13 protein-coding genes are annotated in these 13443 nt (G+C 64.4%); 9 read left to right on the forward strand and 4 right to left on the reverse strand.

Features of this window, described 5'->3' with window-relative positions; genetic code table 11:
* The first annotated feature begins 41 nt into the window (after positions 1 to 41).
* From DFS21_RS18035 to sthA, 3 genes are all read left to right on the forward strand, one after another.
* Positions 42 to 1505, forward strand: coding sequence for a glyceraldehyde-3-phosphate dehydrogenase (locus DFS21_RS18035; protein ID WP_110698730.1), 1464 nt, complete (start codon positions 42 to 44; stop codon positions 1503 to 1505).
* A gap of 131 nt (positions 1506 to 1636) precedes the next feature.
* Positions 1637 to 2602, forward strand: coding sequence for an FAD:protein FMN transferase (locus DFS21_RS18040; protein ID WP_371926872.1), 966 nt, complete (start codon positions 1637 to 1639; stop codon positions 2600 to 2602).
* 203 nt (positions 2603 to 2805) lie between these two features.
* Positions 2806 to 4200 carry a Si-specific NAD(P)(+) transhydrogenase gene (sthA, locus tag DFS21_RS18045; RefSeq protein ID WP_023631920.1) on the forward strand — a complete coding sequence of 465 codons (1395 nt, stop codon included), beginning with the start codon at positions 2806 to 2808 and terminating at the stop codon, positions 4198 to 4200.
* Positions 4201 to 4248: 48 nt separating this feature from the next.
* Here sthA and DFS21_RS18050 read toward each other — a convergent pair whose 3' ends face one another.
* Complete coding sequence (locus DFS21_RS18050; protein ID WP_102683158.1) at positions 4249 to 4965, reverse strand: glycerophosphodiester phosphodiesterase; 717 nt, start codon at positions 4963 to 4965, stop codon at positions 4249 to 4251.
* Between the two features lie 30 nt (positions 4966 to 4995).
* Positions 4996 to 5580: a PilZ domain-containing protein gene (locus DFS21_RS18055; protein ID WP_102683159.1), complete on the reverse strand. Its 585-nt coding sequence runs from the start codon at positions 5578 to 5580 to the stop codon at positions 4996 to 4998.
* Positions 5581 to 5673: 93 nt separating this feature from the next.
* Here DFS21_RS18055 and DFS21_RS18060 point away from each other — a divergent pair, with 93 nt between their 5' ends.
* The 4 genes from DFS21_RS18060 (at position 5674) to DFS21_RS18075 (ending at position 9574) form a co-directional block, all read left to right on the forward strand.
* Entirely contained in the window at positions 5674 to 6924 is a 1251-nt protein-coding gene (locus DFS21_RS18060; RefSeq protein WP_046856390.1) for a lipoprotein-releasing ABC transporter permease subunit, read from the forward strand.
* 7 nt (positions 6925 to 6931) lie between these two features.
* Complete coding sequence (gene lolD / locus DFS21_RS18065; protein ID WP_172670900.1) at positions 6932 to 7615, forward strand: lipoprotein-releasing ABC transporter ATP-binding protein LolD; 684 nt, start codon at positions 6932 to 6934, stop codon at positions 7613 to 7615.
* 62 nt (positions 7616 to 7677) lie between these two features.
* Complete coding sequence (locus DFS21_RS18070; protein ID WP_102683170.1) at positions 7678 to 8922, forward strand: lipoprotein-releasing ABC transporter permease subunit; 1245 nt, start codon at positions 7678 to 7680, stop codon at positions 8920 to 8922.
* A gap of 196 nt (positions 8923 to 9118) precedes the next feature.
* Positions 9119 to 9574, forward strand: a complete 456-nt coding sequence (locus tag DFS21_RS18075; RefSeq protein ID WP_110698726.1) for a transposase — start codon at positions 9119 to 9121, stop codon at positions 9572 to 9574.
* A 106-nt stretch (positions 9575 to 9680) separates the two neighbouring features.
* Here DFS21_RS18075 and DFS21_RS18080 read toward each other — a convergent pair whose 3' ends face one another.
* Together DFS21_RS18080 and DFS21_RS18085 are read right to left on the reverse strand one after the other, a co-directional pair.
* Positions 9681 to 11027 carry a heavy metal sensor histidine kinase gene (locus DFS21_RS18080; protein WP_110699155.1) on the reverse strand — a complete coding sequence of 449 codons (1347 nt, stop codon included), beginning with the start codon at positions 11025 to 11027 and terminating at the stop codon, positions 9681 to 9683.
* Positions 11024 to 11704, reverse strand: a complete 681-nt coding sequence (locus DFS21_RS18085; protein ID WP_038705756.1) for a heavy metal response regulator transcription factor — start codon at positions 11702 to 11704, stop codon at positions 11024 to 11026. The genes DFS21_RS18080 and DFS21_RS18085 overlap by 4 nt, the downstream gene beginning before the upstream one ends.
* Positions 11705 to 11862: 158 nt before the next feature.
* Here DFS21_RS18085 and DFS21_RS18090 point away from each other — a divergent pair, with 158 nt between their 5' ends.
* Complete coding sequence (locus tag DFS21_RS18090) at positions 11863 to 12381, forward strand: plastocyanin/azurin family copper-binding protein (protein ID WP_111532759.1); 519 nt, start codon at positions 11863 to 11865, stop codon at positions 12379 to 12381.
* Positions 12382 to 12449: 68 nt separating this feature from the next.
* Positions 12450 to 13280, forward strand: a complete 831-nt coding sequence (queF, locus tag DFS21_RS18095; protein ID WP_110698724.1) for an NADPH-dependent 7-cyano-7-deazaguanine reductase QueF — start codon at positions 12450 to 12452, stop codon at positions 13278 to 13280.
* Positions 13281 to 13443: the final 163 nt, after the last annotated feature.

Raw genomic sequence — 13443 nt, forward strand, 5'->3', positions numbered from 1 at the left:
CCGAGGGGCGTCATAATGTAGCCCCTTTTTTGTTCCCCTACATGTGGAAGGTTACCGTGACTCAGAAGCCCGACCAGTGTCTTGGTGAGTGGATCGATCGTGAAGCCCTGGCTGAAGCGATGATCCCGCTTATCGGTCAGCTCTACCGCAACAACAACGTGGTGAGCTCGATCTATGGCCGCAGCCTGATCAACCGTTCGGTTATCTCGATCCTCAAAGCCCACCGCTTTGCCCGTCACCGTCAGACCGACGAGACCGAGCTGTCCGTCCACGAGACATTCCCACTGCTCAAGGCCATGAGCGAGCTGAAGCTGGGCGCCGCCTCGGTGGACCTGGGCAAGCTGGCCAACAAGTTCAAGGTCGAAGGCAATGGCCGCAGCGCCGAGCAGTTCGTCCGTGACGAACTGGCCGACGTCGTGGGTCAGCAGAACGCTTCCGCACGCAAGGGCACCGACGTCGTGCTGTACGGCTTCGGCCGCATCGGCCGCCTGCTGGCGCGTATCCTGATCGAGAAGACCGGTGGCGGCGACGGCCTGCGCCTGCGCGCCATCGTTGTGCGCAAGGGCGCCGAGAACGACCTGGTCAAGCGCGCCAGCCTGCTGCGCCGCGACTCGGTGCACGGTCCGTTCGACGGCACCATCGTCATCGATGAAGCCAACAACACCATCACTGCCAACGGCAACCTGATCCAGGTGATCTACGCCAAGAGCCCGAGCGAAGTCGACTACACCCAGTACGGCATCAACGATGCGCTGATCGTCGACAACACCGGTGTCTGGCGTGACGCCGACGGCCTCGGCCAGCACCTGGCCTGCCCGGGCGCCGCCCGCGTGATCCTCACCGCGCCTGGCAAGGGCGCGCTGAAGAACATCGTGCACGGCATCAACCACGGCGACATCAGCGCCGACGACAAGATCATCTCGGCGGCGTCCTGCACCACCAACGCCATCGTGCCGGTGCTCAAGGCCATCAACGACCAGTACGGCATCGTCAACGGCCACGTCGAAACCGTTCACTCGTTCACCAACGACCAGAACCTGATCGACAACTTCCACAAGGGCAGCCGCCGTGGTCGCGCCGCGCCGCTGAACATGGTCATCACCGAGACCGGTGCCGCGACCGCCGCCGCCAAGGCCCTGCCAGTGCTCAAGGGCAAGCTGACCGGCAACGCGATCCGTGTGCCGACGCCGAACGTGTCGATGGCCATTCTCAACCTGAACCTCGAGAAGGCCACCAGCCGCGAGGAGCTGAACGAGTACCTGCGCCAGACCGCCATGCACTCCGAGCTGCACAAGCAGATCGACTACGTCAGCTCCCAGGAAGTGGTATCGACCGACTTCGTCGGTTCGCGCCACGCCGGTGTGGTCGACGCCGAGGCGACCATCTGCAATGACAACCGTGTTGTCCTGTACGTCTGGTACGACAACGAATTCGGTTACAGCTGCCAGGTGGTGCGCGTGATGGAAGACATGGCCGGTGTGAACCCGCCAGCGTTTCCACGCTGATCCGCTTGTAATGCGTTGAGAAAACGGGAACCTTCGGGTTCCCGTTTTTTTTCGCCTGGCCTCAGCGCGGGGCAGTCCTGACACTTGAGATCTAAAGATTGCGTGCGCTTTTAATCTGCATCCTCATCCTGATGTCCGCCTGCAAGCCAACCCCGACCCTCGAGCGCTTCGGCGGCCCGACTATGGGCAGCAGCTACAGCATCCAGTACGTGCGCCAGCCAGGCGGCCCGGCACCGGAGCAGGTGCAGGCGGCGGTCGAAAGCATCCTGCAGGCGATCGACGCGCATTACTCCACCTACCGCGGCGACTCCATCGTCAGCCGTTTCAACCAGTTGCCGGCCAACCAGTGCCTGCCCATCGATGCCGACATGCTGGAACTGGTTACTTTCGGCCAGCACCTGGCCGAACAGAGCCAGGGTGCCTTTGATCTTTCCGTCGAACCGCTACTCGACCTCTGGGGCTTCGGCCCGCAGGCCCGCGAAATGCAGGTGCCGGAGCCGCAGGCGCTGGCCAGGGCGCGCCTGCGCGTGGGTTACCGCCACTTGCGCCTTGAGGGCGAGGCCCTGTGCAAGGACGCCGCCGTCGAGCTGGATTTCAACAGCATCGCCGCCGGCCACGCCGTCGACCTGATCGCCCAGCGCCTGCGCGCCATGGGCATCGACAACTTTCTTGCCGAGGCCACCGGTGAGTTGAAGGCCGTGGGCCGCAAGCCCGATGGCAGCGCCTGGCGGGTGGCCCTGGAACTGCCGCGCGAGGATCGCCAGATCGCCCGCCAGGTCATCGACGTGCAGGACCTGGCCGTGTCGACCTCGGGTGACTACCGGCATTATTTCGAGGACAATGGCCGGCGCTATTCACACACCTTCGACGCCCGCCTCGGGCGCCCGGTCGCCCACGACCTGGCGGCGGTGACGGTGCTCGACGCTTCGGCGCTGCTGGCCGACGGCTACTCGACCCTGTTGTTGATCCTCGGGCCGCAGCAGGGCTGGGATTTCGCCATCGCCCACGGTATCGCCGCAGTGCTGGTGACCCGGGTCGAGGGTGGTTTCGTCTCTCGTTCCACGCCGGCCTTCGAGCAGCGGGTGAAAGGCAAGTGAAAGGCAAGCCACGGATGATCGAAGCCAGGGAAACGGTGAAACGACATGTAGTGCAGGCAATAATGGCCTACGACGCGACCAAGGGTTAATGTGCGCGGCGTTCACGCTTGATTAGACTGCACCCGAATTTTCTCATGGCGCCCCGGCGACATGATCGCGCCCCGCGGCCATCCGGCCGGCGGGCCAGTTCTGAAGGAGTACGCATGGCTGTCTACAACTACGACGTAGTGGTGCTGGGTTCCGGCCCGGCCGGAGAGGGCGCGGCAATGAACGCCGCCAAAGCAGGGCGCAAGGTGGCCATGGTCGACAGCCGTCGCCAGGTCGGTGGCAACTGCACCCACCTGGGCACCATCCCGTCCAAGGCGCTGCGTCACTCCGTGCGGCAGATCATGCAGTTCAACACCAACCCGATGTTCCGCGCCATCGGCGAACCTCGCTGGTTCTCCTTCCCCGATGTGCTCAAGAGCGCCGAGAAGGTCATCAGCAAGCAGGTCGCCTCGCGCACCGGCTACTACGCGCGCAACCGCGTCGATGTGTTCGTCGGCACCGGCAGCTTCGCCGATGAGCAGACCGTCGAAGTGGTCTGCCCCAACGGCGTGGTCGAGAAGCTCAACGCCAAGCACATCATCATCGCCACCGGCTCGCGCCCATACCGCCCGGCCGACATCGACTTCCACCACCCGCGCGTCTATGACAGCGACACCATCCTCAGCCTCAGCCATACCCCACGTAAGCTGATCGTCTACGGCGCCGGGGTGATCGGTTGCGAATACGCCTCGATCTTCAGCGGCCTGGGTGTGCTGGTGGAACTGGTCGACAACCGCGGCCAGCTGCTGAGCTTCCTGGATTCGGAGATTTCCCAGGCGCTGAGCTACCACTTCAGCAACAACAACATCACCGTGCGCCACAACGAGGAGTATGACCGTGTCGAGGGCCTGGACAACGGGGTGATCCTGCACCTGAAGTCGGGCAAGAAGATCAAGGCCGACGCCTTGCTGTGGTGCAATGGCCGTACCGGCAACACCGACAAGCTGGGCCTGGAGAACATCGGTATCAAGGTCAACAGCCGTGGCCAGATCGAGGTCGACGAGACCTACCGCACCAGCGTGCCGAACATCTACGGTGCCGGTGACGTGATCGGTTGGCCAAGCCTGGCCAGCGCCGCCCATGACCAGGGCCGTTCGGCGGCCGGCAGCATCGTCGACAACGGCAGCTGGCGCTTCGTCAACGACGTGCCGACCGGCATCTACACCATTCCGGAGATCAGCTCGATCGGCAAGAACGAGCAGGAACTGACCCAGGCCAAGGTGCCCTACGAAGTGGGCAAGGCCTTCTTCAAGAGCATGGCTCGCGCACAGATCGCCGGCGAGCCGCAAGGCATGCTGAAGATCCTGTTCCACCGCGAGACCCTGGAAGTCCTCGGCGTGCACTGCTTCGGCTACCAGGCCTCGGAGATCGTCCACATCGGCCAGGCGGTGATGAACCAGCCGGGCGAGCAGAACAACCTGAAATACTTCGTCAACACCACCTTCAACTACCCGACGATGGCCGAGGCCTATCGGGTAGCCGCCTATGATGGTCTGAACCGGCTTTTTTGAGCGGCTCCGACCGGTGGCCTGAGCCGGTCGGGGAGACCGATTTCAGCCCTACCCGAGGGTGGTCCTGGCCAAACCGGGAAAGTCTGTAATCAGGCTGTCCACGCCAAAGTCAGCGAGCCGGCGCATCAGTGCCGGTTCGTTGACCGTCCACACCGACACGTGCAAACCCTGGCGCTGCGCCTTGATCAGGCGCTCGGGGGTGCACAGCGTCCAGTTCAACGCCAGCATCTCGCAGCCGTAGTTCTGCGCGACCTTCAACGGGTCGAGCCAGGCATACTCGGCGACCAGCCCGCGCTTCACATCCGGCACCAGTTCCTGGGCGGCGCCGAGCACTTCCCGTGAGCTCGAGGTGATGGTCACCTTGTCCAGCAGGCCGTGCTGCAGGGCCAGTTCGCGGATCGCCAGCACCGTGCTGGCGGCGCGGGTGCGCGAGGCGCTCTTGACCTCCAGTTGCCAATGCTCGAACGGGCACTTCTCGAACAGTTCCTCGAGCCGTGGGATGTGGCAGGGCTGTACATGGCCCGGGCCTCCCTTGCGGGCGTCGTAGGTCACCAGCTCGGCGGCGGTGTGCTCGACCACCTTGCCGCGCCGGCCGGTGGTGCGCTTGAGGCTCGGGTCGTGGATCACCATCAGCTCGTTGTCGGCCGACAGGTGCAGGTCGAGTTCGCAGCGGTCCACGCCATGGGACAGGCACTGGCGGAAACTCTGTAGGGTGTTCTCGGGTGCTTCGCCCTTGGCGCCGCGGTGGCCATAGATCAGGGTCACGTTCGTTCCTTCAAATCAGGGAAAAAGGGCTTATGCGTCCGGCTCGTTCTGCTCCAGCGCCTGGCGCCGTTGCTGTTGCTGGCGCTGCAGGATGTAGCGGGCCAGGAGCTGGCGCTGGGCGTCGGTCATGTCGATGAATTCGGTGCCAACCTCGAAGTCGCCGTCCGGGCGCGGGTCGCAATGGGTGACCCGCCCGCGCAGCAACAGGCCATGGGCACGGGGCATCAGCACCATCTTCACCTTGACCCGGGTGCCGGGCGCGATCTTCTGCGCCTGGGCGAACTCGATGCCGCCTTCGGAGATGATCACCGGCATCGGCTGGCCGATTTCGCCGATCAAGGTTTGCGCGACCACGGCGCTCAGCAGGTCGAGGCGTTTGTTCTGGGCGCGCAGGAACGCGGCCAGGGTGCGGTCCTTCTCGCTCAACTGGCGCAGCAGGTGTTGCGACTCGAAGTCCGACAGGTGCAGTTCGCTGAGCAGGTTGAACAGCTCCGAATCATCCTGCAACAGTTCTGTCTCAAGGGCTTCGGCCGCGCTGAGGGGGCTGATTTGAAGTGCGATCCGATCTTCGATGCGGTAGTATTCGCGGCGATCTTCTTCGTCTAATGTCGTCATGGCGAACCCAAGGTTACGGCGGTGGTCCGAGTGTAAAGCCGCCGTAGGCGCCTCGCCACAAGGACGTTCCCTTTCATCCGAACAAGCCCCGACATGTTCAGACCTCTATTCGTATTCATTGGTACGCGCTACACCCGTGCCAAGCGCCGCAATCACTTCGTCTCGTTCATTTCGCTCACCTCGATGATCGGCCTCGCCCTGGGCGTGGTGGTGATGATCGTGGTGCTGTCGGTGATGAACGGGTTCGACCACGAGATGCGTACCCGCGTGCTGGGTATGATCCCCCACGCCACGTTGGAGACCGGTCAGCCGATCGACGACTGGCAGGCCCTCGCCTCTAAAGTAAAGCAGAATCCGCAGGTGCTGGCGGTCGCGCCCTTCACCCAGATGCAGGGCCTGCTGACCCATGAGGGCAAGGTTCAGAAGGTGCTGCTCAACGGCATCGACCCGGCCCGCGAGCGCGAGGTGTCGATCATCGACAAGTTCGTCCTCGACGGCAGCCTCGACAAGCTGGCGCCGGGCGAGTGGGGCATCATGATCGGCGACAAGGCGGCGCAGAAGCTGGGCGTGGCCATCGGCGACAAGCTGACCTTCGTCGCCCCCGAGGTGAGCGTGACTCCGGCGGGCATGTTCCCGCGCATGAAGCGCTTCACCGTGGTCGGCACCTTCCATGTCGGTGCCGGCGAGATCGACGGCTACCTGGGCCTGACCAACATTGCCGACCTGTCGCGCCTGCATCGCTGGAAGGCCGACCAGGTCCAGGGCGTGCGCCTGAAGTTCGACGACCTGTTCCAGGCCCCCCGCGCCACCTGGGCCATTGCCCAGCAGCTGGGCGAGCAGGAGTACTACCCGCGGGACTGGACACGCACCCACGGCAACCTCTACCAGGCAATCCGCATGGAGAAATCCATGATCGGCCTGCTGCTGCTGCTGATCGTCGCGGTGGCGGCGTTCAACATCATTTCCACCCTGGTGATGGTGGTCAACGACAAGCGCGGCGACATCGCCATCCTGCGCACCCTGGGTGCCACGCCCGGGCAGATCATGGCCATCTTCATGGTCCAGGGCACGGTGATCGGCGTGGTCGGCACGCTGATCGGCGCGGTGCTGGGCATCCTCGGCGCGCTCAACGTGAGCGCGGCCATCGCCGGCATCGAAGCCCTGATCGGGCACAAGTTCCTCAATGCCGACGTGTACTTCATCGATTACCTGCCGTCGCAGATCCAGGCCCAGGACGTGTACATGGTCTGCGGTGCGGCGCTGGTCCTGAGTTTCTTCGCCACCCTGTACCCGGCCTGGCGCGCCTCGCGCACCCAGCCTGCAGAGGCGCTACGTTATGAGTGAGTCGCGCATGAGTGATAAAGCCGTGTTGAGCTGCCGCAACCTGGGCAAGAGCTACGAGGAAGGCCCGGAGTCGGTGCAGGTGTTGTCAGGGTTGAACCTCGAACTGCACCCGGGCGAGCGGGTGGCCATCGTCGGCAGCTCGGGTTCGGGCAAGAGTACCCTGCTCAACCTGCTGGGCGGTCTCGACACGCCGACGCAGGGCAGTGTCTGGCTGGCCGGCGAAGAGCTGTCGGCACTGGGCGAGCGGGCCCGCGGCCTGCTGCGCAATCGCGCGCTGGGCTTCGTCTACCAGTTCCACCACCTGCTGGCAGAGTTCACCGCCCTGGAGAACGCCTGCATGCCGCTGCTGATCGGCAAGACCCCGATCAGCGAGGCCCGCGAGCGCGCCGAGGCGCTGCTCAAGCGCGTCGGCCTGGGCCATCGCCTCAATCACAAGCCGGCCGAGCTGTCCGGTGGTGAGCGCCAGCGTGTGGCGATTGCCCGCGCCCTGGTCAACCGCCCCGGCCTGGTGATGCTCGACGAGCCCACCGGCAACCTCGACCACCACACCGCCCAGGGTATCCAGGAGCTGATGCGCGAGTTGTCGACCCACTCGCAGACCGCCTTCCTGGTAGTGACCCACGACCTCAACCTGGCGCGCCAGATGGACCGTGTGCTGAGCCTGGAAGACGGGCACCTGGTGGCGATCTGAGTCGCTTGCGCGGGGCCCCGTGAGGCGGCCCCGGTTCTTTTTCTACTTGGGTGTTCCCGTTCATGTTCAGACCCTTGTCCTTGTTCATCGGTGCCCGTTACACCCGTGCCAAGCGCCGCAACCACTTCATCTCGTTCATCTCCATGACCTCGATGATCGGCCTGTCGCTCGGCGTGCTGGCCATGATCACGGTGTTGTCGGTGATGAACGGCTTCCAGCGCGAGATGAGTTCGCGGGTGCTTGGCCTGGTGCCACACGCTGCGATCCTCGGCGCGCAGCCGTTGGACGACTGGCGCACGGTCGCCGCCGCCGCCGAAGGCAATCCGGCGGTGATGGCTGCCGCGCCGATCACCGAGATGGAAGGCATGCTCTCGTACAAGGGGGCGATGCAGCCGATCCAGGTCGCCGGCATCGATCCGACCGAGGAAGGCAAAGTCTCCATCGTCACCCAGCACATCGTCCAGGGCAGCTTGCAGGCATTGGTGCCGGGCGAGTATGGCGTGGTCATCGGCGAATTGACGGCGCGGCGTTTTCGCCTGAACACCGGTGACAAGCTGACCCTTATCGTCCCGGAGATCAGCAAGGAACCGGGCGGCATCACTCCGCGCATGCAGCGCCTGACCGTGGTCGGCATCTTCAAGGTGGGCGCCGAACTGGATGGCTCGCAGGCCTACATTCACGTCGCCGATGCCGGCGAAATGCAGCGCTGGGCACCGGGCCAGGTGCAGGGCGTGCGCCTGAAGCTGCATGACCTGTATGCCGCGCCACAAGTGTCCAAGGCCATCGCTGCGGGCCTGGGCGAAGGCTACCGCGCCGATGACTGGTCGCACACCCAGGGCAGCCTGTTCAGCGCGATGAAGATGGAAAAGACCATGATCGGCCTGCTGCTGATGATGATCATCGCCGTGGCCGCGTTCAACATCATCGCCACCCTGGTGATGGTGGTGAACGACAAGGGCGCGGACATCGCCATCCTGCGTACCATCGGCGCCACGCCGGCGCAGATCATGGGCACCTTCATGGTCCAGGGCAGCTTGATCGGCATCGTCGGCACCTTGCTTGGCGGGGTGCTGGGAGTGATCCTGGCGCTGAACGTCAGCGCGGTGGTCGGTTGGCTCGAGCGAGTCAGCGGCCAGCATATCTTCACCTCCGACATCTATTTCATCAGCAGCCTGCCGTCGGAGTTGCAATGGGGCGATGTGGCGATCATCTGCGTGGCGGGGTTGGTGATGAGCTTCCTGGCGACGATCTACCCGGCCTACCGCGCCTCGCAGATCGAGCCGGCGATGGCGTTGCGTTACGAGTAAGCGCTGTCGCGGGGCCAGTCGCAGCGGCGAGCCGCGACTCCCACGCCAGACCTGATGTTTCCAAGCATCGTGGTCCGGCGTGGGAGCGGGCTTGCCCCGCGATGCCTGTGCGCCCATGAAACATCCTGTACTGCTTCCCTTCGCTATCGGTCGCGCTGGCCATCTACCTTGAGGTTTTTGCCTCAAGGAGACAGACATGGATCGTCCCGCTTCCCACTGCCTGCGCCGCGGCAGGTGTTCCGAGCCTGGCCGGGTGTACTTGCTGACCAGCACGACCAGAGACCGTTTTCCATTTTTTGAAGATTTCCAGGCTGCTCGTTGCTTGCCTTTCCATTTCAACCAGGCTGAGCAGGAGGGATCCTTGTATAGCCTGGCATGGGTGGTCATGCCTGATCACTTTCACTGGTTGATCAAGTTGGGAGACGTCACACTTGCTACCATCATGCGACGATTCAAGTCGCGCAGCCGATGTTCGTTGTTCAAGCTTGGGAAACTGAAAGGGCAGTTATGGCAGCCGGGGTACCACGACAGGGCATTGCGGCGGGAGGAAGATCTGCGCGAATTCGCCAGGTATGTGGTGGCGAATCCCTTGAGGGCAGGTCTTGTGAGGCGGCTTGGGGATTATCCTCATTGGGATGCTGTCTGGGTCTAGCCAATCGCGGGGCAAGCCCGCTCCCACGCCGGACATCATATTTCCAGGTATCAAAGACCGGCGTGGGAGCGGCGGTTCGTCGCTGCGACTTGCCCCGCGATGAGGGCTATTCAGGCAAGTCGATCACGAACCGCGTCCATCCATCTTCACACTCCGCCCGAATTTTCCCACCGTGTGCCTGCACGATCGAGCGAGTGATCGCCAGCCCCAGCCCCGCATGCTCGCTGCTGCCTTCCTGGCGCGCTGGATCCGCCCGGTAGAAGCGGTCGAACAATCGCTCAAGTAGTTGCGGCGCAATCGCCGGCCCGGTGTTGGCCACCACGATGCGCAGCCCAGGCTGCAGGCTTACCCGGATCTCCCCACCGGCGGGGGTGAAGCGCAGGGCGTTGTCCAGCAAGTTCGATAGCGCCCGGCGCAGCATGTGCCGGTCGCCCTTGGCATGGGCCTGGCCCTCACGCAACAAATGCACCTCGGCGTCCTCGGCCAGCGGCGCGTAGTACTCCAGCAACGCATCGGCCTCCGTTGCCAGGTCCAGCGCCTGGCGGCTGGGCATCAGCAGGCCGTGGTCGGCCTTGGCCAGGTAGAGCATGTCGTTGACCAGCTGGGCCATCCATTGCAGCTCCTCGAGGTTGCCGTGCAGGGCCTCGCGATACTCCTCCAGGCTGCGCGGGCGGGTGAGGGTGACCTGGGTGTGGGTCAGCAGGTTGGACAGCGGCGTACGCAGCTCGTGGGCGATGTCGGCGGAGAACGCCGACAGGCGCTGAAACGCGTCGTCCAGGCGCTGCAGCATGGCGTTGACCGTGCCGGCCAGCTCGGCCAGTTCCTCGGGCATCTCGGCGGCCGGCAAGCGCGTGGTCAGCGAGCCGGCGGTGACGCTGGCGGCCACCTTGCCCATCTGCCGCAGCGGTTTCAGGCCGCGGCGTACGGCCCAGGCGCCGAGCAGCGCGGTGGCCAGCGCCGACAGGCCGACGGTGAGCCAGATCAACCGCTGCATGCCTTGTAGGAAGTGCTGGTGGTGGGTGATGTCGAGGAACAGGGTCAGTTGTGGCGAAGCAGGCTGGCCGTCGATCAGTGGCGCGCTGAGGCTGCGGTAATCGACCCCGTGGCTGTGCAGCGTGGCCAGGCCGGTAGGGGTGGGGGCCTGCGGCAGCTCGCCCCGGCTGGCGAACCACGGCTCGCCGTCGGCGCCGCGCACACGCAAGGCCAGGTCGGACTGGTGACTCAGCTCGTTGAGCAGCGCCGGCAGACGCGTGGCCAGTTGCTCCTGGGTGGCGACACCGGCAAGCAGGCTGCTCATCAGCGAAAGCCGGCCACTGAGCAGTTGCTGGTCGAGTTCGACGAAATGCTGCTCGCTGGCGCGGTTGAACAGCAGGCCGGCGCCCAGCGACACGGCGGCGGTGCAGGCGGCGAACAGCAGCGCCAGGCGGCTGCCCAGGGACAGGCGGCGCATCAGTCGTGGCGCTCTTCGAGCACGTAGCCCATGCCGCGCACAGTGTGGATCAGCTTGGTGGCATGGCTGTCGTCGATCTTCAGGCGCAAGCGGCGGATGGCCACCTCGATGACGTTGGTGTCGCTGTCGAAATTCATGTCCCACACCTGCGAGGCGATCAGCGACTTGGGCAGCACCTCGCCCTGGCGGCGCAGCAGCAGTTCGAGCAGGGCGAACTCCTTGGCGGTCAGGTCGATGCGCTGGCCGGCGCGCTCGGCGCGGCGGCGAATCAGGTCCAGGCGCAGGTCGGCCAGGGCCAGGCAGGTATCCTGGCTGGCACTGGCGCCACGGCGCAGCAGGCTGCGTACACGGGCCAGCAGTTCGGAGAAGGCGAAGGGTTTGACCAGGTAGTCGTCGGCGCCCAGCTCCAGGCCGTGCACGCGGTCCTCGACGGCATCGCGGGCGGTGAGGAACAGCACCGGGGTGTCCAGCCCGGCCTGGCGCACCGCCTGGAGGATCTGCCAGCCGTTGCGCCCCGGCAGCATCACGTCGAGGATCAGCAGGTCGTGGTCGCCGCTCAGGGCCAGGTGCTGGCCGGTGTCGCCGTCGCTGGCCAGTTCGGTGGCGAAGCCGGCCTCGCTCAGGCCCTGGCTCAGGTACTGGCCGGTCTTGGCCTGGTCTTCGACGATCAGCAGTTTCATGTGTTTACCAACGGTTCGGGCCAACGTGATGCCGAAATGATACGTGACGATCTGGCGGTCTGCCCAAGCTGACAAAGTTGTAATCTTCCCGTCAGCCAGCTGCCAGCCAGCCTTTTCGACAATGGTGCCATCTTCGCTGCATTGATCTGGAGTCACCCATGAAACACCTGTTGCTCACCGCCGCGCTTGCCCTGACCAGCCTGCCCACCTTCGCTGGCGAAGCCAAACCCTTCGCTTTCGGCGAGCCGGCGCCGGCAGCCAAGGCCACCCGCACTGTCGAGGTGGTGCTCAAGGACATCGCCTTCGAACCCAAGAGCATCAAGGTCAAGGCCGGCGAAACCGTACGTTTCGTGCTGGTCAATGAAGGTAAGCTGCCCCACGAGTTCAACCTGGGCGACAAGGCCATGCACGCCGAGCATCAAAAGGAAATGGTCGCCATGCAAGGCAAGATCTTTACCGCCGGCATGAATCACGAAGGCATGGATCATGGCCAGATGGATCACAGCCAGATGATGGGCGGCGGCCATGGCCACGACACCGGCAACACCGTGCTGGTGCAGCCTGGCCAGCGCGCGGAGCTGACCTGGACCTTCCGCAAATCGGCGCCCATCGAGTTCGCCTGCAACGTACCGGGCCATTACCAGGCCGGCATGGTCGGGCCGCTGACCATCGAGTGACAACGGCTCCAAGGCGGGAGGCAAAACCGGTAGACTAGGGGCAATTTCGAACCTTCAGGTCAGTTTCCATGCATCCCGCCGCCGAACACTCCCCGCTGGGCAAGTCCAGCGAATACGTCGCCACCTACACCCCCTCGCTGCTGTTCCCCATCCCGCGCCTGGCCAAGTGGGCCGAGTTGGGTGTCAGTGGCGACGCGCTGCCGTGGCAGGGCGTGGATTTCTGGAACTGCTTCGAGCTGTCCTGGCTGCTGCCTTCGGGCAAGCCGGTGGTGGCCATCGGCGAGTTCGCCATCCCCTGCGACTCGCCGAACATCATCGAGTCCAAGTCCTTCAAGCTGTACCTCAACTCGCTGAACCAGACCGTGTTTGCCTCGGTGGCCGAGTTGCAGGCGTGCCTGGTAAAAGACCTGTCCGCCGCTGCGGGCAAGCCGGTCGCGGTCAAGGTCAGCACCCTGGCCGAGGTCGAAGGCCAAGGCGTGACTGCCCTGCCTGGCCAGTGCATCGATGCGCTGGATGTGAGCATCAGCAATTACGAGCAGCCGCAGCCTGAATTGCTGCGCTGCGCGGCGGATCGCGTGGTGGAAGAGACCGTGCACAGCCACCTGCTCAAATCCAACTGCCCGGTTACCGGCCAGCCGGACTGGGGCAGCGTGGTGGTGGAATACAAGGGGCGGGCGCTGGACCATGCCAGCCTGCTGACCTACCTGATCAGCTTCCGCCAGCATGCCGATTTCCACGAGCAGTGCGTGGAGCGGATCTACCTGGACCTGAAGAACCTGCTCAAGCCTGAGCACCTGACGGTGTATGCACGGTATGTGCGCCGGGGTGGGCTGGATATCAACCCGTACCGCAGCACCGGGGCGATCAACCCACAGAACCTGCGGTTGGTGCGGCAGTAATGTAACCGGGCCGCGAAGCGGCCCATCGCCGGCAAGCCGGCTCCCACAGAGAGCAGATTGGCGCAATCCCTGTGGGAGCAACTGTCTTGAGGGGATTTTTTTAGAAAGATCCTTTCAGACATAGCTTCGCCAGCGACTCCCTCCAGATGGAGTCGCTGGCGAA

It is taken from the genome of Pseudomonas sp. 2848 (assembly GCF_003253945.1).
Taxonomy (GTDB): domain Bacteria; phylum Pseudomonadota; class Gammaproteobacteria; order Pseudomonadales; family Pseudomonadaceae; genus Aquipseudomonas.